The organism is Pseudoalteromonas sp. PPB1 (assembly GCF_015356275.1).
GTDB lineage: Bacteria > Pseudomonadota > Gammaproteobacteria > Enterobacterales > Alteromonadaceae > Pseudoalteromonas > Pseudoalteromonas rubra_D.
Window position 1 is genome coordinate 219926 of record NZ_JACEQV010000003.1, and the last position, 23650, is coordinate 243575.

Genomic DNA, 23650 nt, shown 5'->3' on the forward strand with positions numbered 1-23650 from the left:
TTATGAGCAGACCCCCAACTTCCCCTTTAGCCATAGTCGGGATCGGCTGTGCCTTGCCCAACGGCATAAACTTTGCCGACCTGGCAAAACAGGGGACACTCAATCCGAGTCAGTTTACTCACCCATTTGGCTGGTCGGTCGCTGCTGAGCCACTCAGAGGTGGGCAAGTGCACACCGATAACTTTGATTACAAGAAGTTTTCTATTCCCCCTTTGTTTCGCAAAGCGGTCAGTCGAGAAACCCGAATGGCGCTGCTGGCTGCTGAAGAAGCACTGAGCCAGCTGACCCTCAGTGAAACGCTGCGCGATCATTGCGATCAACTCTGTGCAACACATATGGCCAGTGACGCGGCTTATCGTAATGCCACCAAAGTAACTGCATTGCGGACTTTGAGTGAACAACTGGCTGATACTGACAGTGCGCAAATGCGCATCGATGAGTACAAGCAGGCGCTGGCAGGTACCTTTGGGGCCACCTCTCACGATCGGGTTGGAGAAATGGCCTCAACCATACCCGCCCGGATAGCACATTTTGCCCACACACGAGGGAAATGCCAGACCCTGGATGGCGGTGATCTTGGCGGTTTGCGTCTGTTACAGGCAGCGCAGGACAACTTTCGCTATGCAGACAGCCAGCTCGCTGTCCTCACCAGTATTCAATGCTTTCACCACCAGCCACAAGCTGAAATTCTCCATCATCAGGGCATTTCAACTCAGCAACCCTGGCTCGAAGGTGCCATCTCTCTGGTGGTCTGCCCTGTGACCACGGCCGAACAACAAGGCTGGCCGGTACTGATGCAGCTAGGGACTATCACCACCACAGCCACAGAGCAGGAAGCCACGCGCTATTTCGCCGGTGCAAGTCAGGTCTTTTATCAGTTACTTGAAATGCACCTGGGCCAGGAAACTCACTGTGCCAGCGCCGCAACTTTTGGACCACACTGGCAAATAAATAAGGCTGTATCACACGAAGACACCGACGCGAGTGACGACCAGGTGGCAATCACTCAATATTGCCCCATCACTGCACTGGGTGACGACAAAGCCCGTTTCTGGCAAACATTGGCCAATGGGGATGACCTGTTGCGATCGCAATCGGCACAGCAACTCAATGCATCGGCATTTGTCAGGGCAACCCCTCAGAAACTGAGCACCTACATAGACCAAGCAATGAGCTTTGAAAGCCATAATCCGTGCGACCAGGTCCTGAATAAACCTATGATGCCGGCCAAAAAAGCGCGCCTGGATGTGTCCCAGCTGCGGCTGTTGAACGCCACAGAGTCTGTCGAGATTGGGGAATTCAAACGCCCGGCAGTGATCCTGGCATGTAACCTGTCTCTGAATGCCGATCGTCAATTAGGCGCGTGTGCACTGTGGGATCAGTTACCAGCAGCCCCGACACATTTACCTCAACCCACGCCACCGCCAATCAATCGCTGGAGCTGGTATGGCGCAACAGGATTAGGGGGTGCCCGGTTGTTGGCAGAGCATCTGAAGATCCCACATGCCGACTGTATCGCCATTGAGGCGGCCTGTGCCAGTTCTATGGCCGCACTGCACAATGCTGTCAGAGGGCTGCAATCCGGGCGCTATGACGGCATTGTGCTGGCCGGGATTGAAACTGCCACATTAGAGCGAGATCTGGTGCTGTGCGGCGCACAGATGATGCTCTCAGCTACCCGCATTCGGCCTTTTGCTAAGGGAGCCGATGGCTTCACCCCTGGGGATGGCGGTGGTCTGTTTGTCCTGCAGGCTAAATCGGACGCACCCAATGCCATTGCCCATGTTGATGCCATTTCAGGTTCCTGCGACAGTCGCTCTATGACCGCGCCCGACCCACAAGGGCAGGCACTGGCCATGTATAAAACCTTACAACTGGCATCGGTCAACCCGGAACAAGTACAATATCTTGAAACCCATGGCACTGGCACCACGCTCGGCGACCAGGCTGAGCTGGAATCACTCTGTGCAGCCTATCGTCGTGAACACATGTCCCCCCTCTATCTGGGGTCTGGAAAATATAACTTTGGCCACTGTTTTGCCGGTGCCGGCGCCATTAGCCTGGCAAAAATGCTCGCAGCGCTGGAACATGGCTGCATGCCACCCACCCCAATCCTGGGGGAACTCAATGATGCTCTGCCATTCGATAGCATTCCGGCTGAGGTGCCACAACAAGCGCAACCCTGGCCATTACTGGACACCCAACAGCGCATTGGTGCCATCAATGCCTTTGGGACCGGCGGCATCAATTATCACCTGACTTTAATACACGCTCATTCACAGGAATCATTATGAAACTTATCGTACACAAAATTCGCCTTAAGCACATTCAGCACCTGGGCGCCTTTCGCGACTGGGTCGAAACCACGGACTACAAGGCCTGCGAACAGCTTGATTCAGTCAAAGCCTTCGCGGTGTTTGAAGCGTCCGCCGAGGCAGATGCCCCGTTCCACTTTGTAGAAACCATCTACTTAGAATCCGAGCAGGCGTTTGAGCAAGATATGACCACCCCGCTGTTCCAAAGTCTGGTCAGTCGCTTTGACGAGATGGCCGAAGTCGTCGAGGAGTTTAAAGGCGAGCGTATCGCACAGGGTTATCAGCAGTGATCACTGAACACTGTATTACGCCTGAGGGAGAGACACTTGTCTCGCCCATTTTGTACATCAGGCAGTATACCGACGCTTTATTATCCGCCCGCGCTCGTCTGAGCCAGGGACTTGCTGTCAAGCAGCAGTGCCGGGCACTAGCCAATTTCGCACTACAAAGGGCCTGCGCCAACCCCTCAGTCAGGCTCAATCATACAAAGTACGGGCAACCTTATGGCGACCAGGGCCAGGGAAAGCCTGCTCAGCCTGTGTCTACTAGCCACAGCCATAATTGGTATGCTGTCGCCACTGCCCCCGCTCCTCTTGGTATCGACATTCAGGTTTATCGCCGCTTTTCTGTCACCAACCAGCAGCGCCTGTTTCACCATCACAAGGTGTTGGCCGACATAATCACCCAAACCACGCGATGGTCTTTATGCGAGGCCTATCTCAAATCCCAGGGCCGGGGCCTGCCGTTTGATTTACGTACTATCCACATCCAGCAATATGCAAGCCAAGGTGCCACCTCATACGGACGCATAACAAGCAAAAATGATACGCTGGCACCTGCCAGTTACTGGCTCTGGCAAACACTCTATTTTTGCTGTGCCGTCTGTATTGCGAGCGACCAGGAGGTCGTCCCCATACTCTCTTTACACAATGGAAAACCATCATGACACACACTGCATTTGAACAGACACTGGCAGAGGCTGTCGCACTGGCACGACTCGCCCCGTCTTCACACAACTGCCAGCCCTGGGCCGTTCACTTCGACCCCGTAATACACTGTGGCTACCTGGCCATAGACAACCGCCGTAAACTCACCGGTCTGCCGTCATTAGAGCGGGAAATGCTGCTCAGCTGTGGTATTTTCTTCCACTTTCTTGAGCAGCTGATATGCCTGCGCGGGTATCAGCTGCACTGGCGCTGGTGCGATGAGCAAGAACAACAAGTATTGGCGGGCGAAGACAGAGCGCTCATCCGCTTTATGCCTGGACCTGAGCAGGCGCATCAGGCAACCGCATTTGCCACTTTATCTGAGCAGCTACAACAGCGTCATACCGTACGTTCAGCCTACCGCAACACGACGCTTAGTGAACAACAGCGTAACGAGCTAAGCTCGGTGCTAAAACCCTATCCGGTGACACTCGGGATTTATTACCAGCAAACCCATGGCAAAGCGCTGAGTCAACTGACGCAAACTTATGCCGGACTTGATTTTGCAAACAAAGCGGCATGGCGCGAAACCTACAGCTATATTCGCTTTGATGAAAAACGCCAGTACGAGGACGGCTTTTACCTGCACAATCTGTTTGGGCCGGTTTCTGGCGGTTTCAAAACCTTTTTTAAAGTCGCCTTTCACCCTTACCTGAGTGGCCTGAACAAATTGCTCAGATTGCCAACCAAAATGGCTCAAGGTCTTGCTGAACTGGTTGAAGCCGGGCCGCACTACCTGTCGCTAAATATGAGTAAAGAAGGCGATGAAGCGCTTTTTCGTGCGGGCTTAGGATTGGGTGCTTTATGGCTTAAACTACAACAGTGGGGATGGGCTCTGCACCCAATCAGTGTGCTTGTGCAACACGATACTGCCAGGCAAGCTTTAGCAGCCAGTCTAAGCCAGTCAGAATTACCCGTTTTTTTTGCCCGATTCGGTGAACCTCAGCAATCCGGCAGCCCGGCTCCGAGGCGACATTGGCAGAGCATTCTGGTTTCAGACACCCATAGCCTGACTAAACCCGCACCTAACCAGCGCGGATAACAACAGGAAAAGAATAAAAACCAAATCAAAATGCTCTCTAAGGGGACTGCGCATCTGCCCGTACTGATGACAGCAAATGTCGCAAGTGGCAGACGCCCTCGTGGCAATGAGATAGACAACACAGAAGAACGCATTTGCACCGCGAATACACTTGTTTTTGCAAACGAAGTCAAAAACTCTGCCCAGAGCATTTGTGCGGCCTACTGCAAATTACCACGCCATACATAACACAAAGGCGTCAGCGTAAGCATGCTTTGTGCACTACAAAAAAGCAGTTGACAAACGAAATTTATTTCAGGTAGTTTGAAATTGACCCATTGTTAAAACAAAAATAATTCAACAGGATATGAATATGAAACTAGCACTTAAAAAGAAACAACTAAAACATCTAGACAACACTATGCTGCTGGACAATCAAGCCACACCTCAAATTGGCGGCGCTGGTGAGAGCTCACCACCGAGAGCATGCCTCCCAACCGGGCACATTTGTGATCGTCTCAGTGGCAAAAGCGACCACACTTGCTGGTGCTAATTAAATCGCGGCAGTGCTACTGCCGCACTCAAACCTCTTAACTTAACCAAAAATGCGTCAGACGCAGCAAACGGACTAATATTCTATTACCGTATTTTTCCTTCTTACTTGCCCTCACTTCAGCAAACAACATGACCAACACGGTTCCGCTCACACTTTCCTGGCTACCATTTACATAGCGTATTTTAATGCCATCCGGGCATAGCAATAAAAAATTTCTTGTTCCGGCGCTTTGTCCTGTCTTTTTTTCTTAGGATCCCTACAATACCCGCCATAAGGAGACAGCATGCAGCAAAAAACCAGCAAACTATTGATTTTTATACTCGCTCTACTAGTGGTGTTTTGTCCACTGGGGATCGACCTGTACTTACCCGCATTCGTCAATATGCAACAAGACCTGGCCGTCAGCGAGGCCCGCATTCAGCAAACAGTGGGTATCTATATGTTGGCAGTGGGCCTTGGACAGCTACTTGCCGGTCCGCTTGCCGACAAATATGGCAGACGCCCGGTTGCTTTGTCCGGCATTCTATTGTTCGGCATTGGGGCGCTGCTGGCCACCTTGCTGGATGAATGGCACTGGATCATGCTTGCTCGTGTATTGCAGGGCTTGGGGGCTTGTGCCACTTTTGTCAGCGCCTTCGCAATTGTACGGGATAGTTTCGGTCACAAAGGCAGTGGCCAGATGATCACCTACCTTAACGGCATTGTCTGCTTTATTCCGGCACTGGCCCCTATCCTGGGTGCCTGGCTGACCATAGAGTTTGGCTGGCGCAGTAACTTTACCTTTCTGACGGGCTTTGCCGCTGTTGGCCTGGTATTGGTGCTGGCACTGTACCGGGAAACAAAACCTGACACCACCGTTTACTCTGGCCATTTACTTGATTTTCGCCGCTTCCGCCCCATGCTGAGCAGCCCTCAGTTTATGTTCAACGCCAGCATCACTATGGTGTGTATGGCGGCTATGTTGGTATTTGTCGTCGGCGCCCCGGGCTGGATCATGACCGGGCTTAATCGTCCCGTTGAGGAATTTACCATGTGGTTTACCATCAACGCCGCGATTAGCATTGCTGCAAGTTTTACTGCGCCCCACTTCATTAAACGCAACTCGCAGCAGGCACTGAGATTTGGCCTGAGTTTATTTACCCTTGGTGGGATCTTGTTGTTAATCACACCGCAAACTCACCCGCTGGCGTATCTGTTACCTATGTACATCGCCTCTGTCGGTTTTGCCTTTACGCTGGGGGCTGCGGCGGGCAATGCCCTGGCTCCTTTTGCCAATCAGGCCGGGACAGCTTCCGCCCTGATCGGAGTTATGCAAATGAGTGGCGCCGGGCTATTAGCGATGATCAGCCAGCCACTGACGTTACCCGCTCCGGAGCAGTTAGCCATGCATATGCTCATCGGACTGCCTTTCTTATGTTTACTGTTCAGTCGTTGCAAAGATAATTTGCATAACCCTACCTAGAAAAAATACTTAAGTGGCAGGTTTAAAATAACTAAGCAAATTTTTTGCGAATGACATTTTTTGGTTAGTAGTAGGATTGTCATATTTAAATTAGATACTGAAGCTAACAGCATCGGTGATCATAGCCTGAATAAGTGTTATGCATCCGCTTTGTTAAAGTGGTGACGCTGATATGCTCTATCCCAACCAATTAATAACCAATTTTTATGCGGGCGTATGCCCGCATTTTTTATAGGTTTTTTTATTTAAGCTGGTTACACTAAGTGCAATTATGTTGAACAGAGCCCGTCATGCTAAACCCGGAATTACTCGCCTCTTTTTTATTTGCCAGCTTTATTATTGCCATTGCCCCAGGCCCTTCCAATGCCTTTTTAATGGCTCAGACCTTTACCAACGGCCGCACAGCCGGAATGCAAAGTGCTTTTGGTTTTGCGCTGGGAGGAGTGGTCCATACACTGTTTGCGGTGATTGGTTTGTCGGCTATCCTTAAGGCCTCAGAAACCGCCTATACCACAGTGCAATACCTGGGCGCGGCATACCTTGCCTACCTTGGGGTACGCACTTTCAAAGACACTCTGTCTCAGCCAGAGAACAACGACGAAGAAAAGCCCCATGTCAGCAATAAGAAGCAACAAAATGTCATGTTTCAGGCTATGATGACAGAAGTGCTCAACCCCAAAGTGGCATTATTCTTTATTGCCTTCATTCCTCAATTTGTGGATCAAAGCCTGACAACGTCTACCACAGTGCAGCTTGCCATGTTCGGGTTACTCTATCCAATTCTGGCCTTTCCCATTGATTGTGTGTATGTTTACAGCGGCGATAAAATCGCCGGCTATTTTCGCGCTCATCCCAGTGCACCGATTTGGATAGACAGGATCTCAGCCTTTATCTTCGTCGCACTGGCAATTAACTTATTATTATGAGGTAAGTATGGATACCAAGTCGCAGGTCATTCCGGCTAAAAAACGCATCGCACTGGTCGCGCATGATGGCAAAAAACAGGCTATGGTCAGCTGGTGTCAGGGGCACCTGGATAAGCTTGCTATGCACCAACTCTATGCAACAGGAACAACCGGTCACCTCATTGAAAAAACCTCTGGGTTGGAAGTCACTAAGTTACTCAGCGGCCCCATGGGAGGCGACCAGCAACTCGGTGCTAAAATCGCTGAGAACGAAATTCACATGTTGATTTTCTTCTGGGATCCGCTTGCGTCACAGCCGCATGATCCGGATGTCAAAGCGCTGTTGAGGCTTGCGGCAGTGTGGAATATTCCGGTAGCCTGTAATGAGACCACCGCAGATATGTTGTTGTCATCCATGATGATGACCACTCCGATTGAGCGCCAACTCCCCGATTATGAGCAGTATCTGGCGCATCGTATGGCGCTATAGCACCCAATACACTAGCAGTATAATTGACTCGCCCACTTGGTCAGACCGGCGGTAACACTACCAAAATTATCGCCATTGACCATAGGGATATCGCCCAAGCGTTGCTGTAGTGCCAATTTTAACAGTGGAGACTGGGCGCTCCCGCCTGTCAGATAAATCACATCGGGACGCGTGCCTGCCTCAGCTATTGCCTGCTCAGCCAGCACCGCGGCTTGCTCAAGACAGCTTGCCACCGACTCAGCCATAGTCTGCGCACTAATATCGACGCTCAGCTCGCTATCCAGAAAGTCCAGTATTGCCGTATGTGAATCCTGATCAGACAGCGCAATTTTTGCCAGCTCGCCCTGGCGCACGAATTGATGCGTCATCTTGCTGCGCTGGATCTTCAACAATCGCTCGAGTTTTTCCGGCTCACAGACATCTCTCAGCATACCGCTCAGCTCGCGCGCCATTTGCGCACTGTAGAAGTCACTTTGCATCTGAATATCATTAATTTTACATGCCTGCCAAAACAAGGGATTGGGTAAAGGCAGGCCAGATGTAAACTGACTGCCCAGCCCACATACTGGCATCAAGGTATGAAATGCCAGTGCAATATCGAGATCATTCCCACCTATTCGCTTACCGGTATGGGCCAGAAAGTCATCACTGCGATCCGCCTTAGCACGAAAGCCCGGCCCCATCTGCACAAAAGAGCAGTCACTGGTACCACCGCCAATATCCACCACCAGCACTTTCTGATCCTGGGTAAGGCGGGACTCATAATCAATGCCCGCTGCCAACGGCTCATATAAAAAGGCCACGTCTTTAAACCCGGCACGCTTCGCGGCGGTCGTCAAAATATCAATCGCCTGGCGGTTGCTGTCCTCACCCCCAATGGCCTGGAAGTTGACCGGCCGACCAATGACCGTTTGGCTGAGCGGCTGCTCCAGATGACGCTCAGCACGGCTTTTTAGCTCCATGATCATGGTCGTTGCAATGTCTTCGAAAAATGCCAGCTGAGCTGGTTTCAGACCAACCGCACCAAAAAAAGACTTGGGCGACTTCACGAAGTACCCTTCTTCAGGAAACGCGATGTATTCTTCTATGGCTTGCTGGCCGACAAACACCCCTTGCTCGTCAGCCGCCAGGTCAAGCTCACGCCGTGCCATAGCTGCACTGCCTAACAAAGGCTTACGCGCTGCCTGGTAGTCCGTAGCAAATGCAGAGCCTGCCAGATTGTGCGCGACATACTCACTCACCAGGCTGTTGTGTAACGCGTACAGAGTTGACGGCAGATAAGGTTTGCCCTGTTCCAGAGGCACCAGTGTGACATCGCCTTCGCGCATTACACCGATTGCGCAATTAGAACTACCGTAATCAAATCCTGCTATCATTTGTCACCTCACAACCATAAAAAGGTCGCGCACTGTATCACAGCAAAGTGGCAAGTAAAAGTCTCAGCGTGCGTCTATCACACAATCCTTAAAGTGATTGCCTGACACGCAAAAAGCGGGCAAATCGTGGTTTACCAAATTTTGTGACTCCCTGATATCGGTAGGTCACCTGACTGCCAATTGGGGGAGGCTCGCGACGCTGGTCATCCGTGAAACCCGAGCCTATTTTAAAGACAATGCCCTGTGGCGTTTTAACCCGGATTGCGCCCATCATGCCCTGATATTTACCCTTACCGGGCAGATGTGCCAAGACCTCAGCTTCGGCGTCGAAATAAGGTTTGTACTTCAAAATGGCCGAACTACGGCCAGCCTGGTGCAGTGCCTGACGTTCATGAAGCATGACCCCTTCGCCACCGCGAGCCAATACCTGCTCAAAAAATTCATCCAGTTCAGCCTTGGTTGTAAACCGATACTGAGGTACTGCGCGGACATGGGGCTGTACCAGCTGATCGATAAGCTGAGAATAGACGTCATACCGCTGTGCAAAGGGCACAGCCACGCTGGGCGCATCAAAGATCAGATAGTGGATCTGCCGCCAGTCCTGCTCGGATGCCTCATGACGCCGCACCACCGCACTGACAAATTCAAAGTTCTGATAGCCAGCCCACAGCTCTCCGTCCAGTGCCATATCTGGCAATTCAGAGGTGAACCAGGCGGGCGCATGGATCACCTGACCCGTGCGGGTAAGCAGCTGCTGACCATTCCATACCGCTCTGACGCCATCAAACTTTTCACTTACCAGATAATGGGAGACCGGCTGCTGTGCCTGATACACTTTGGCCAATTGCACACTGGGGGCCGGACTTGCACAGGCTATTTGCAGGTAACACAGGCAGGCCAACAGCCAACCTGTCAGTTGAATGTTCATCGCTACGCTCCTTGTAGGCAGAATTAAGATATCCTCCCTCAGAGCTTAGCGCGGCGTCAGGAAATCGCCAGTCGCAAATTGGTAGTACTAACCTTTTGCGAGCAGCCCATCAATAACATCTTGCGCCGAGCGCAGCGATTGCACTTGCCAGGCAGCCTGAGAAAAGTCCTGCTTTGCTGAATGCTCATTGGGGATCACCATTACCTGCAAGCCTGCGGCGCTACCTGAGCTCAGCCCGGTTGAACTGTCTTCCAGCGCAATGGCGTTTTCTGGCTCAATCTGCAATGCGGACAGTGCCTGCAGGTATGGCTCAGGGTGTGGTTTTGGCTGAACCACGTCATCTTTAGTGACAATACACTCGAAGAAATGCGCCAATCCATAATGATTCAAGACCGGTATCGCTTCGGCGCGGGTACTCCCCGTCACCAGCGCTAACTTACAGTGCGCTGACGCATAACTTAAGATCTCGTCTGCATAAGGCATGAGCTTTGGCTGCATAGTCGCTGCGGTGTCAACAAAAAAGCGGTTTTTATCGTCGCATAACGCCTGCGCTGTGCTGGACAGTTTGTGACGTTCAAGGAGTATTTCAGCAGTTTTTAGCGTGGGTACGCCAGAAAATTCATCACAAAATGCCAGCTCGCTATACTCAACACCAAACGGTGCCAGCACACGCAGCCAGCTGTGATAATGGAGCGCTTCAGAATCCACCAGCGTTCCATCAAAATCAAACAAGATTGCCTTTAAACTCATCATCGCTCCTTCTTTATAAGTAAAATGTTATTAGGCTTTGGCAGGAGGCTCTGCGTGTGCAGGTTCACCGCTGTCTTTTTCTACCAGCTCATAACCACGCGGTTTACGTACCACTTTCAAAACAGGCTTATCAAATGCCGTCTGCAAACGGGTAAAATCGGCTTTAAGATCATCAATGCTCTGACCATAAGGTGACTCACCCGTTTCAGACCAGTTGACCGCTTTGCCATTCTCATTGTACTCAACCGCATGTACCTGATACTGCTCTGGCGCATCTTTATTTGCTTCACAATAGATAACGCGATAATTCCAAAATGCGGACATAGTTTCTTCCTCTAAAATTCTGTATTTACCCGAGTACTTTACCAGTACTGGGGTCTGCTTGCATGACAGTATTAATAAAAAAACCCGTGGATGGTGACCATCCACGGGTTTTCACTTTAAATTAAGGTGAAATTAAAAGAATTTCACTTTGAACTCAGCACCCACAAAGCGCTCTTCGTTCAGCATACCTGTGTTGTTGTTAAAGTCTACACCACCGATAACCACCTGCTCATCAAACAGGTTACGTACGAAGGCAGAAACTTCATAGTCGTTGTCGCCCGAGTTCCACGCGTAACCCGCACGCACACCAGCTTCAAATAGTGCTTCACCAGTGAACTCTACTGACTCATACAGGAAGAAGTCGATTTCACTGCGGTATGACAAGTCGGTGTATACAAAGAACTCACCGTTTTCCAGTTCTGTGGTGTAACGCAATGTCGCGTTAGAGATCCACTCTGGCGCGTGCGGCAGGCTATTGCCATCCAAGATTGCGCGCGCTTCAGGACCATTTGGCCCATCAACCATGTAGGTTGGATCAGTCACGGTACACTGCGCACACACTGCAACGGCAAGCGTATCGTCGTCTAGCTCAGTTTTGTTATAACTCAGGTTAAACGTCGCATTCAACTCATCCGTCAATACCCACTCACTGTCTACCTCAAAGCCATAGCCAGTTGTTTTATCAGCGTTAATAAGACGGTTAAAGTTAGAGCCACCACCTACAGCAGTCAGCTGTTGGTCATCCATTTGGAAGTAAAACACGGTTGCGTTAACACGACCCTGGCCATCCAGAACGTCTGACTTAACACCGAATTCAATCGAGTTCGTGGTTTCTGACTCAGCAACTGTCACAACGTCACCGAACAAAATACGACCCTGAACACTCGGCGCACGGAAACCATTTGCCAAACGACCGAACAGGTTAACGTCATCAGTCAGTTTATAAGTTGCACTCAGGTCCCAGCTTACGTGGCTGTCACTTGGATTCGCACGACCTTCCAGGAAGTCAGGAGAGCCGTTCCAAGGTGTTGGGTTATCTGTTCTTTTTGCGTAAAAATCTTTTTCGTCGTCTGAGTAACGTAAGCCCAGAGTCACGTCCAGCTGCTCAGACACACTGTAATCGAAAGAACCGAACACAGCCCATGCAGATGTCTCTTGCTCCTGCACAGCGTAACCATTTTGCAGGCCATAGCTACCAGCGGCTTCATCGTATACACCAGTGTCAAAACTGAAGCTCTCGATAGTCAGATCTTCTTCAAACAGGAACAAACCAACCTGATAGTTGAAGTCACCAGAGAAGTTGCTTGAAAGGCGAAGTTCTTGCGTATACTGGTCATGCTCTGGAATGGCATCAGCCGTTTCAGAAGAAAATGGAATGAAACCAGGACCCATGGTCGGTGCGAAGTTATTACCGTATCCACCATCAACGTCTGCACGCGAGTAGATCTCAGCGCTTTCCCAGCCGGTGATTGAAGTAATGGTGTGCTCTTTAAGGTCCCATTCCAGCTTCAGGCTCAGACCCTGTGTGTCTACTTGTTGAGTAGCACGAGACGCGGCATCCTGATAAACCACATCGTTATCGTACAATGGGTTAATGTTGTTCGAACCTTTTTCAATCAGGTTCGCACGGAACGGGATCGGGCGACCTTCCAAATCACGTACGTGGTAATTCAGCAGACCGGTGAAGTCATCACCTTCATATAAGAACTGTACACGTGCCGCTTTTTCATTGTAGCCACCCAGTGAATCTTCTTTCTCGAATCCAGGTGCTTTTACATCAATGTAGTCCGGCTTATCTTGTACCAATAATGATACGCGTGTAGAAATTTTGTCAGTTAAACCTGTACCGGCTGCACCTTCAAAGTCAATTGAGCTGTTGCTGCCGTATGAAACCGCGGCATACCCATCGAATTCTTGGCTTGGTTTAACGCTGTCGAACTTAACCAGACCGGCTGGGGTGTTACGACCGAACAGGGTTCCCTGAGGGCCACGCAGCACTTCGATGCGCTCGATATCAAATACAGGGAAGCCTTTAAGAATAGGGTTTTCCTGAACAACTTCGTCAACAACCAGAGATACCGGCTGAGACGCGTTCAGATCGAAGTCGGTGTTACCCAGACCACGAACATAAAAGCGTGGGAATGTACGTCCGAATGAAGATTCAACCGACAGGCTCGGGATCTTCGCATTCATGAAGCGGATATCCATACCAGCTGAGCTGTATGCGTCCAAGTTATCGCCTTGCAAAGCAGACACAGAAACTGGCACTTCTTGTGCGTTCTCAACACGCTTACGCGCGGTGATTTGGATCACTTCCAGTTGATTACTTTTGGCTTGCGCTTCTTCTGCAAGCGTAGTGAATGAAGTACCTGCTACAGCAGAGAACAACGTCGCATTGATTAAAGTTGCTAACGTAGATCTTTTCATTGCTTTCATGTTTGGATTTAACCTTTTGTATGCACTCTTAAGTTCAACGGTTTTGATTTGGGCGCCGTATCACAATGGCTGGTTCGCTCAATTTTACGCGCAAATGACAAGCAGCGCGGACCTCACTAGCGAGAGTGCAAAACGACTATATGAGGCTGAACGAGACGGCCGTAATTATAGCAGCAAATTTTCAAATTGCTGCAATTATGCATATAAATTTTCCACATTTTTGTAAATATCGTGAAAGTTAGCTAAGAGTTAACAACTTTTCGCAACAAAAAGCCTCAATATAAGGACAATTGTCCTTACCAAACTCTTGCCTATATGATGGCAGGAAAAGGATTTACCGAATTGAAATACAGGTGTCACTATCTCGCTCTTATCAACAGCCAGCTCTTCATACCGCGAATAGATACTCTCTAATCACAAGATCTGCACACGAGCACATTACTTTTTGGATTGCATAGCAAAACCAACCAGACACATGTGGTGTTGTGCATTTTATGACAAACAATAAGGTAGCACCGAAAACCATCCGCCCATAGATGGTAACCGGTGTCATGAAAGCGATGCCATTGTATTAAAGCATCGTAGTGAAAAGGAGGACATTAGACCGCACCGGGCCAACTTATCCTAAAATCGGTCTCAATTCAGGTAGTCGGTGTGGCGAGCTTAACCAATTCGCTTTTTAGCGTCTCTGGGTCATACTGGATCACCGCAACGGCAGCCGTTGCAAAGATCGGCATTTCACCCGGCACCAATTGATCAACCAAATAACTGACTATCGGCATATGCGCAACAACTAACCAGGTGTCTAAGGTGTCATGCATACTGATTAAGGTTTCGAGATAATCGATCGCAACAGCGGCATTGCCACTGGGCACAATATCCTGGCATGTCTCTTCGAATGATACAGGGTTGCTTTGCAGGACAGCCTGAGCCGTCTGTTGCGCCCTGATATAGGGACTCACTAGTACAGCCTGTGGCGGATAATGTTCAGCTAACCATTGACCCATTTCAGCAGCCTGAGCGTGCCCGCGTGAAGTCAGAATTCTGGCCGCATCGTTGGCCTGCATAGGGCCCGCTTCGCCATGGCGCATGATCAGAATTGTTTTCATAGCACTCCGAAAGTTGGCAAGAAAATTAGAAGCAAGCAGTAGCTATTGCCCCAAATTGTCCGCTATATTAAAACAAAAGCACCTAAACCTTAAGTTTAAATACAGGCTAATTCAGAGGTGACCGGCTATCGCAACCGTCCTGGTGGGCGCTTGCCAGCAGTAGCCCGGAAACAGCAGCCACGTCTCTAACTAATATATCGGCGGCACACAATTGAAACTGAGTAATAATGATAAAAGAAATTATCGTCACCTGACACTGGACAATGGTCTAAAAGTGCTTCTTGTCGAAGATACATCAAGTAATAAGGCAGCAGCCTCCCTCGCAATAAACGTCGGCCATTTTGACGATCCACAGAGCCGGCAGGGCATGGCACACTTTGTTGAACATATGTTGTTTCTCGGTACTCAGAGCTTTCCTGTGCGCGGCGAATTTTCGCAATTTGTCAGTCACGCCGGTGGACAAAGTAATGCCTGGACAGGCACCGAACACAGTTGCTACTTTTTTGATTGTCGTGCGGCATTGTTTGCTGAGGCTTTGCAACGATTCAGTGAGTTTTTTTATGCACCACTGTTTAGTGAAGAGGCATTACAGGACGAACGCAACGCCATTGACTCAGAGTTTAATCTGAAGGTCAAAGATGATAATCGCCGAATTATTCAGGTGCACAAAGAAACCGTCAATCCGGCCCACCCTTTTGCCAAGTTTTCCGTCGGAAATCACAATACCCTGGCCGATCACAGCGGTCAGTTTAAACAAGAGATTGAAGCCTTTTTTGCCGCCCATTACCAGGCACAATGGATGACACTCGTGCTAGCCGGGCCGCACCCTTTAGATGAGCTGGCCGAGCTGGCAGTCGCAACTTTACGCCTGTAACCGGTCAAAACATACCCAAACCGGCCATTCAAGTCCCCTTATATCGCCAGCAAGATCTGGGGTTATTACTCCACATTGAACCGCGTAAGCACATGCAAAAGTTGATTGTCAGCTTTGCCATGCCCGATGTAGAGCGACTGTATAAGTTCAAAAGCCTGAGCTTTCTGGCACACCTGTTGGGTTATGAAGGAGACGGCTCACTTTATGCAATTTTAAAGAAAAATGGCTGGATAAACGCCCTGTCCGCGGGCGGTGGCGCAGACGGCAGTAATTTTAAAGATTTTAATATCAGTTTCGCGCTGACTGACGAGGGCATTGAGTACTACGAAGATATCGTAGAAATGCTGTTCGAGTATATTAGTCTGATCCGAGAACAGATTGGCGCTTTACCTGCACTCTATGAAGACAAAAAGCGCCTACTTGAGTTGGCATTCGAAAATCAGGAGCCCAGCAAACTACTCGACTGGGTCAGCGCACTGAGCATCAATATGCACCATTACGAAGACGAAGACACCCTATATGGTGACTACTGTATGAGTGCCTTCAATCATTCACTACATGAAGAACTCATGGAACTGCTATCGCCGCATAACATGCGTCTGATCTTGATCCACCCTGATATTACCTGCGAGAACGATGCCACCCGCAAGGTAGCACAATGGTACAATACGCCCTACCAGGTAGAGCGCATCAATACGGAGTGGTTACAAACACTCGAACACATTACCACGCCACTACCCGAAATGCGCTTGCCTGCTGCGAACCCTTACCTGGCGTTTGAAAACCGTCTGTATGACATAGAGCCCGGACGTAAAACGCCCACCCTGCTCACAGACAGGCCAGGATTTGCCTTTTGGTTCAAACAAGACACCCGCTTTCGGGTTACAAAAGGCCATTTTTATTTAGAGATAGATTCCCTTTGTTCGGTCGTAAACCATAAGAGCATGGCCATGACCCGGCTGTTCGCCGATTTGTTTATGGACAGTGTCGCAGAGCAATTTTACGCTGCGGAGCTGGCCGGATTGAGCTATCACCTCAGCTCCCACCAGGGAGGGTTAACCTTACAAACCGCAGGCCTGTCTGCCAGCCAGCTCAAACTGGTGCTGCAACTGGTCGAAGCTCTGCTGAAACAACCGATCAGTGCCACCCGCTTTGCAGAATATAAAAAACAACTGATCCGGCACTGGAAAAACCACAACAAGAGTAAGCCAGTTAGTGAGCTGTTCAGTTTATTGGGTGCCCATCTGATGCCCTGGAACCCAACCCCAGAGCAACTGGCCAAAGCGCTCAAAAACATCAGCTTTAATGAGTTTTGCCTGTTTCGGGATAACTTTTTCAAAGAGATCCATATTAAGGCATTTATGCACGGTAACTGGCAACTGGACCATGCACTCGATATGCAAAAACAACTACATGCCCTGTTTGCCTACAGCGAAATCCTGGACGACCTGAAAAAACCACTCAACCTGGTTACATCAAATCAACACGTGCAAATTGAGAAGTCCGGGGCCGAACATGCTTTTGTCGAGTATATTCAGGCACCCACTAACAGCGTGGACGATAAAGTCAAAGTGATGGCTTTCAATCAGTTAGTCAGTCAAGATTACTTTGAGTCTTTGCGCACACAACAGCAGCTTGGTTATCTGGTTGGTGCAGGTTATGCCCCCTTTAATACCCGCGCCGGCATAGCATTTTATGTACAGTCGTCCAGCTATGACAGTGCCACCTTGCTACAACGTCATCACCAATACCTGGCCGATTTACTTGTTCAACTGGATAGCTATGAAGCCACCCAATGGACTCAAGTGAAAGCGGCATTGCATGCCCAGATTGCGGAGAAGGACAAGAACCTGAGGCTACGCTCTCAACGTTTGTGGATAGCCATTGGCACTGACGATCACGCCTTTTCAATGCAGGAAAAGCTCATTGCAGCACTTGAGGCGCTCACGTTTGATGATCTGAAACAGTATATAGTCAAACTGATTTCTGACGACTTTGCGAAAGTCACACTTAGGTGTAATTAACTCCCCGATATATCAGTGGCGCATCTTTGCCAATACGCGCCACTAAGCAAGGCTTCAGCTGCTGTAAAGTGATCACCTCTCTTCAATCTTACATTTTCATGTCACAATTGCCGTCTCAATGCACAAAATACGCGCAGACATACCGCTTAGGTCCGAAATTAGGGATTTTTTCTGACTTTCTTTTTGACTCTGCCTGGGGCTTAGATTAGATTAGCAAATGTAATTGAATCTTTAAGCCTTATGACGAAAACAACAATTATAAAAACAATTACATCTGTTTTGTTGCTTCTGGCCTGGCCGACAATGAGTGCGCCCCTGCCAGCAGGCATTATACAAAATAATTCTTCGACACTGCTCGTTTTGGTGGGCTTTGTCACAGCCGCCACTTTGCTCTACCTGGTTATCTTAAACCGCCGAACCAAACACTCCCTGAGGGCACTCAGACATTCAGAGCAACGCCTCAAAAGCACCGTAGAAGGCAGTGGAGACACACTGTGGGACTGGAACATACGCAGTGGTGAAATTACCCGTATAAACGATAAGTTTATGTTGGACACAACGCCAGGCACCCATCTGATCCCCAATGCCAGCCAGATACACCCTCAAGATCTCCCGCTGGTAGAAAAACAGCTCAAACTTCACTTTGCAGAGAAAACCGCCTTTTTTGAGGCCACTTATCGGGTCAAAAACAGCCTCGAGCAGTATCACTGGGTGCTGGACAAAGGCAAAATCATAGAAAAAGATGAAAACCTTAACCCACTGCGGATGACTGGTACTATCCGTGATATTAACCACCTTAAAAGTACGGAAGAGCGCCTGAACCTGTTCGCCAAGTGTGTCGAATCTCTGACCGACGCTATTGCTATTTATGATCATACCTTCCGCTTGGTTGACTTGAATCCGAGCTATATTCGAATCTTTGGTGGTGTGCGTGAACAGTATATCAATACCGAGTTTAAGCTCCCTGGATATGATGGCCAGTTTATCAATCAGATAAAAGCCGCCTTAAGGAAAAGCGAGCACTGGCAGGAAGAACTTAAACTCTACGACCAGACGGGCACAATGCTGCCAATCGAGATTTCCATTGATGAGATTAAAAATAACCATGGCCACATTACCAATTACGTGGTGGTATTCTCTGATCTAACCGAACGCAAAAAAGCAGAATCACAACTGCACAATTTGTCGAATAGAGACCGCACTACGGGCCTGCCCAATCGAAACCTATTCTTTACCAATCTAAAAAAACTCGTCGACCAAAAACGCGATCATGCTTTGCTGGTTTTTGACCTGGATAACTTTAAGAAAATTAATGACTCTCTTGGCCACCAGCTGGGAGACAGCCTGCTTGCTAAGCTCGCCATGCGCCTCAATAAACTGTGCCGTCAGCAAGACACATTTTACCGCCTGGGTGGCGATGAATTTGCCCTGGTGATGTCAGGTACGAATGACATTCACACCATCAGTAAGGCCGCAAAACAGTTTCTGGCTGTTATTGCGACCCCCTTTAAGATGGCTAACCACGAACTGGTGATCACCTCATCTGTGGGCATTGTGCTATTCCCGGAAGATGGCAGCACACCAGAGATTTTGCTGAAAAATGCAGACACAGCCATGTACCATGCCAAGCAAAAAGGTAACCACTACCTGTTCTTCAACGACTCCATGAATGAACAGGCCGTTAAACGTCTGCAAATTGAAAACCTGATGCGATTTGGCTTAAAAGAGGATCACTTTGTCGTTTACTATCAGCCCAAAATGGACATTGCCAGTGGCGCGTTAGTCGGTATGGAAGCCCTGGTCCGCTTCATCACGCCCAAAAAAGGGGTGATCAGCCCAGGCTTGTTTATTCCCATCGCAGAAGAGACAGGTCAGATTGTAGAAATCGGTGAAGTGGTACTGGACAAGGCCTGTAAAGATGTCAAACGCTGGGTTGATATGGGGCTATTCAACGGCCGAGTTGCGGTTAACCTGTCTGCCCGCCAGTTTAGCTTACCCGATCTCACCGCCCGTATAGATCTCATCTTGCAAAAGAATCAACTTCCATCTTATTTTCTCGAGCTGGAAATTACAGAGGGCACTGTTATGGATGATCCACAAGAAGCAATTTCAATTATGCGCTCTCTCAGCTCTCGCGGGATCCACCTGGCTATGGATGACTTTGGTACCGGCTACTCCTCACTCGCCTACCTGAAACAGTTCCCACTGAACACCCTCAAAGTAGACAAAGCGTTTGTAGATGATATGAACACAGAGCGTGGCTGTAACATGGTGGACTCCATTGTCACGATTGCACACAATCTGGGTCTGCACGTTGTCGCGGAGGGGGTTGAGCAGGAACAGCAGCTGCTTCAGTTACAGCGCCTGAATTGCCAGACCATTCAGGGTTATTACTACGCTAAACCACTCTCGGCCGAAGAGTTCGAGCAATTCCTCCGCGCGCAGCTGTCTGAAAAACCCACACTACAGCTGGTAAACTAACGGCCGCCTAGGCCAGATTAACAGTTCTCAGCGGCAAAACCTATCTAGTTGGACCCTTCAGCCCAATCCAGGTTTATAAACACAGGTTTCATCCAAAACTTATGGCTTAAGAGGCTGCGCAGGTACTTTTTCCTTAATCACGAAATTTTGCACACCAGAGCAGACTAAGGACATGGCGCATTACGCGTGAGCGCACTTCAATGGTTTCTTCAGGCACGCAAGACACAATACTGCGGTCCCACCTGTTTGAGCCAGGCGAGCCGGTAGTGCGCACGAAACAGGATCCACACCATAGGTCCTGCAAACGCAGCTAATAGCACCCAGGAGCGCCTTGTGACGCCCGTACAGCGAAGCTCATTCAGCATCAGCAATCCACCCAGACACATTAAAACAGCATACAACACCAACACATTGCCTCCGTATTTGAGATCCAAACGTGGACGCCAGGTCAAACTGTGCGACACGTTAAGTAAATGGGTAACTTTTTTCCCGCGCAGTGTACAATAAGTCTAAAAAGCACGCAAAAACACTTAAATTGTTGCAAAATATTGCATTATTTAATTTAATACGTCCCCAGAAACAATTGGTTTCTCACTCAGGTACCCGAAACAATGAGTATCTGAAATCGCAAATAGCTACTAACTTATTATTTTAAAAAGGTATTATTTGCGCTGACGTAAAAATAAGCGCAGCAAAGTATGCCTTCAGATCATGGGCCGGTCTGAACACAACTTACTTTCGCTGGCGATCCTGTTTGATTTTCCTACACTTAGGTTAAGCCGAACGGGATTGAAAGCTTATGCGTGCCAATTTGATTGCACTTTCACTGCATCCGGAGAGGTTCCTGTCTCCCCTGAAGCGCGTGAATGTTTAATGAAGTGGGCATTTGTCATTTGGTCATGGTGTGGTTAGCAGTCAAAGAGCGGGGGAGGCTCCCCTTGAGCAGATTTGAAATTGGAACTGTAAAGATAAATGGACTGGTTAACCTCTGTGCGTTTTAATACGTATTTTTCTCAGTAGGGTGAAATATACTTATATTGTTGCGCAGCTTAGATAAGGTTATTCAGTTATATTCTTATTTGGTCTTAACTGACTGATAATTTTTACTTATTCCCAATTACAGAAATCTCACAAAAGCTGCTAAAATCAGCCCCATGTTGTTTTAATTTAATTTGTTATTTCAAGGACACGGGCGATGGATCAGAAATTCGTACATGAGTATTTACAGGCTAAGCCTGGGACCTTTATCACAAAACCGTTTGCACAGGACGTGGACGTTTACAAGGTGCAGCACAAGATGTTTGCCACCTTATATGAAGGGAAAGAGGGTCAATTGGGTGAAAATGGTGAGCCAGTTTGGTGGCTTAACCTAAAATGTGATCCAGATGAAGCACTTTTGTTACGCGACAAGTACGCTGCAATAGTGCCTGGCTACCACATGAATAAACGATTATGGAACACCATCGTACTTGATGGCAGCATCCCGGAAGAAGAAATCAAACGCATGATTGATGATTCGTATCAGATTGTTGTTGATAACTTACCCAGCGCGCAACGCGCAGAGCTTGATCGCCTCACTCAATCTTAGAGTGACCGTCATCATTGGCTTCCCTCGCACCAAGTGCGAGGGCCATTTTATTTCTCCTTTTATCAAAACCCCTCCTTTGTCATTCTGATGTCAATTATCCCTGTTTTAATGACAGTGATTTTCTCAACTTAGAATAAAGACAATGAAAAAAACACTGATCTCTTTAACGCTACTGGGCTTACTCAGTGGCTGCAGCCTGGATGGCGACAACGGACAAACAGGTGAGCAAGGCCTGCAAGGTGAGACGGGCCAGGCGGGCACGGCAGGTGAAAAAGGCGATAAAGGAGACGCTGGCGCACAAGGTGAAACCGGTGCACAAGGGCCACAAGGCGAGACCGGCGCTCGCATGACGGGTGATCTGTCAGCACAATTGGTAGGCCGTGCCGTTTTAAACGTAGCAAGCCCGGAAGGCGCTGCCGAAATCGTCGCTTATCACGCAACCAGTCAGCGTATCTTTGCACTGGACAGCTCTGGAGACAGGCCGCAAATCGCCGTAATTTCAGCCGCACAGCTTGATGCCGACAAGCTCAACAAAGACAATCAGGGTGTAATCACTAACACCAACCTCACCGTGACAGAGACGATTGCTGTCAGTGATGTGGTTGCCGCTGATGCAAACAGCCTGGCGATCCATGGTGACCTACTCGCCGTTGCCATGGCACGCGAAACCGGTGAAACCGGATTTGTGCTGGTCTACGATATTGCCGCACAAACACCTCAACTGCTGAAGTCAGTCGAGGTAGGTTACCTGCCTGATATGGTGACATTTAATCAGGATGGCAGCAAAATTTTGGTTGCCAATGAAGGCGAGCCAGCAGGCGATTATAGCGTTGACCCACAAGGCAGCATTGCCATTATAGAAGTCAATAACGGTCAGATTGCCGAACAGGCTGTCCTGTTAGGGTTTGAAGCCTTCAATGACCAACAAGCCGAGTTACAAGCCCAGGGCGTCGTCTTTGCCAACCCAACCGGGCGCACCATCAAAGGGCAGGCAATCAATACCAGTGTTGCGATGGATCTTGAACCCGAGTACGTTACTGTCAGTAAAGATAATCGCTATGCCTATGTCTCGTTACAAGAGAATAATGCACTGGCCATTGTAGACTTAAGTGATAACTCACTAACAATAAAAGGCTTGGGTTACAAAGACTGGGGTAAATGGACTTTGGATGCATCCGACAAAGATGGCGGCATCAATCTGCGTAGCTATCCGGGCTTGTATGGCATGTACCAACCAGACACCATCGCTAGCTATCAATGGCAAGGCGCGAACTTCATCGTCACAGCTAACGAAGGAGATGGACGGGAGTACTTCTTCCCAGCTGCCGATGAAGCCGAGTGTACCGCTAATGGCGGACTAGACTTCGATGAGGACGATGGTTGTCTGGCATATACCGATGAGATCCGAGCCAAAGACCTGACATTGGCGGATAACTTTGCTTACATCAACAATGACAACGACGACCTGGGTCGCCTGAAAGTGTCGACCGTGATGGGCGATCAGGACAACGATGGCCAGTACGAAAAACTCTACACTTATGGTGCTCGCTCATTCTCTATCTGGGATCAACGTGGTGCTCGAGTATTCGACTCTGGAGACGAGATCGTACGTATCACCACCGCGCTACATGGTGAACAGTTTAATAACGATGAAGACACCAACGAAGGCGATACGCGCTCAGACGCCAAAGGGGCTGAACCAGAAGCGCTAACATTAGGCCAGATAGGTGAACGTACCTATGCATTTGTCGGACTGGAGCGCATGGGCAGTATTTTGATCTATGATGTCACCAACCCGTTCAACGTCACCTTTACCACTTACCTCATTAACCGAGGTCTGGAAGAAGGGGCTGACATTTCGGGTGACCTGGCACCGGAAGGGATGACCTTTGTAAGTGCCGAGCACAGCCCGACCAACACCCCATTGCTGATTGTCGGCAATGAAATCTCAGGTAGCATTGCCGTCTGGTCACTGACTCAGAAGTAAAGCGCCCTGTCTTGTACTGTGGCTGCTCTGTGCTGTAC

At 49.2% G+C, this 23650-nt stretch carries 19 protein-coding genes; 12 read left to right on the forward strand and 7 right to left on the reverse strand.

Annotated elements, in window-relative coordinates:
* The first annotated feature begins 2 nt into the window (after positions 1-2).
* The 7 genes from IY568_RS04800 (at position 3) to IY568_RS04830 (ending at position 7735) form a co-directional block, all read left to right on the forward strand.
* Positions 3-2294, forward strand: a complete 2292-nt coding sequence (locus IY568_RS04800) for a polyketide synthase (protein ID WP_194866899.1) — start codon at positions 3-5, stop codon at positions 2292-2294.
* Positions 2291-2605, forward strand: a complete 315-nt coding sequence (locus tag IY568_RS04805) for a RedY (RefSeq protein ID WP_010382568.1) — start codon at positions 2291-2293, stop codon at positions 2603-2605. Before IY568_RS04800 ends, IY568_RS04805 begins: the two co-directional genes overlap by 4 nt.
* Positions 2602-3261, forward strand: a complete 660-nt coding sequence (locus IY568_RS04810; RefSeq protein ID WP_194866900.1) for a 4'-phosphopantetheinyl transferase family protein — start codon at positions 2602-2604, stop codon at positions 3259-3261. The genes IY568_RS04805 and IY568_RS04810 overlap by 4 nt, the downstream gene beginning before the upstream one ends.
* Positions 3258-4343 (forward strand): prodigiosin biosynthesis protein PigM, encoded by a 1086-nt coding sequence (locus tag IY568_RS04815; RefSeq protein ID WP_194866901.1) that lies wholly within the window; start codon positions 3258-3260, stop codon positions 4341-4343. Before IY568_RS04810 ends, IY568_RS04815 begins: the two co-directional genes overlap by 4 nt.
* A gap of 818 nt (positions 4344-5161) precedes the next feature.
* Complete coding sequence (locus IY568_RS04820; RefSeq protein WP_194866902.1) at positions 5162-6340, forward strand: multidrug effflux MFS transporter; 1179 nt, start codon at positions 5162-5164, stop codon at positions 6338-6340.
* Between the two features lie 290 nt (positions 6341-6630).
* The gene (locus tag IY568_RS04825) at positions 6631-7266 is read left to right on the forward strand and encodes a LysE family translocator (protein ID WP_010382579.1); all 636 of its coding nucleotides are present in this window, start codon (positions 6631-6633) and stop codon (positions 7264-7266) included.
* A 7-nt stretch (positions 7267-7273) separates the two neighbouring features.
* Positions 7274-7735: a methylglyoxal synthase gene (locus tag IY568_RS04830; protein WP_125559923.1), complete on the forward strand. Its 462-nt coding sequence runs from the start codon at positions 7274-7276 to the stop codon at positions 7733-7735.
* An 11-nt stretch (positions 7736-7746) separates the two neighbouring features.
* Here IY568_RS04830 and yegD read toward each other — a convergent pair whose 3' ends face one another.
* From yegD to sixA, 6 genes are all read right to left on the reverse strand, one after another.
* Complete coding sequence (gene yegD / locus IY568_RS04835; protein WP_194866903.1) at positions 7747-9111, reverse strand: molecular chaperone; 1365 nt, start codon at positions 9109-9111, stop codon at positions 7747-7749.
* 88 nt (positions 9112-9199) lie between these two features.
* Positions 9200-10039: a DNA ligase gene (locus IY568_RS04840; protein ID WP_194866904.1), complete on the reverse strand. Its 840-nt coding sequence runs from the start codon at positions 10037-10039 to the stop codon at positions 9200-9202.
* Between the two features lie 87 nt (positions 10040-10126).
* Positions 10127-10789, reverse strand: a complete 663-nt coding sequence (locus tag IY568_RS04845; protein ID WP_194866905.1) for an HAD family hydrolase — start codon at positions 10787-10789, stop codon at positions 10127-10129.
* Positions 10790-10819: 30 nt separating this feature from the next.
* Entirely contained in the window at positions 10820-11113 is a 294-nt protein-coding gene (locus IY568_RS04850; RefSeq protein ID WP_010382584.1) for a hypothetical protein, read from the reverse strand.
* Positions 11114-11245: 132 nt separating this feature from the next.
* Complete coding sequence (locus tag IY568_RS04855) at positions 11246-13549, reverse strand: TonB-dependent receptor (RefSeq protein WP_125559915.1); 2304 nt, start codon at positions 13547-13549, stop codon at positions 11246-11248.
* Between the two features lie 641 nt (positions 13550-14190).
* Entirely contained in the window at positions 14191-14658 is a 468-nt protein-coding gene (gene sixA / locus IY568_RS04860) for a phosphohistidine phosphatase SixA (protein WP_125559913.1), read from the reverse strand.
* Between the two features lie 211 nt (positions 14659-14869).
* Between sixA and IY568_RS25240 the strand changes: the two genes are divergently transcribed.
* The 3 genes from IY568_RS25240 (at position 14870) to IY568_RS04870 (ending at position 20037) form a co-directional block, all read left to right on the forward strand.
* Entirely contained in the window at positions 14870-15532 is a 663-nt protein-coding gene (locus tag IY568_RS25240) for an insulinase family protein (RefSeq protein WP_323744715.1), read from the forward strand.
* A 92-nt stretch (positions 15533-15624) separates the two neighbouring features.
* Positions 15625-17556, forward strand: coding sequence for an insulinase family protein (locus IY568_RS04865; RefSeq protein ID WP_323744716.1), 1932 nt, complete (start codon positions 15625-15627; stop codon positions 17554-17556).
* Between the two features lie 303 nt (positions 17557-17859).
* Entirely contained in the window at positions 17860-20037 is a 2178-nt protein-coding gene (locus tag IY568_RS04870) for an EAL domain-containing protein (protein WP_228553131.1), read from the forward strand.
* 209 nt (positions 20038-20246) lie between these two features.
* Here IY568_RS04870 and IY568_RS04875 read toward each other — a convergent pair whose 3' ends face one another.
* Positions 20247-20471, reverse strand: a complete 225-nt coding sequence (locus IY568_RS04875; RefSeq protein WP_138537659.1) for a hypothetical protein — start codon at positions 20469-20471, stop codon at positions 20247-20249.
* 761 nt (positions 20472-21232) lie between these two features.
* Here IY568_RS04875 and IY568_RS04880 point away from each other — a divergent pair.
* Together IY568_RS04880 and IY568_RS04885 are read left to right on the forward strand one after the other, a co-directional pair.
* Positions 21233-21625, forward strand: a complete 393-nt coding sequence (locus tag IY568_RS04880) for an MmcQ/YjbR family DNA-binding protein (protein ID WP_049865405.1) — start codon at positions 21233-21235, stop codon at positions 21623-21625.
* A gap of 142 nt (positions 21626-21767) precedes the next feature.
* Entirely contained in the window at positions 21768-23612 is a 1845-nt protein-coding gene (locus tag IY568_RS04885; protein WP_194866907.1) for a choice-of-anchor I family protein, read from the forward strand.
* Positions 23613-23650 lie beyond the last annotated feature (38 nt).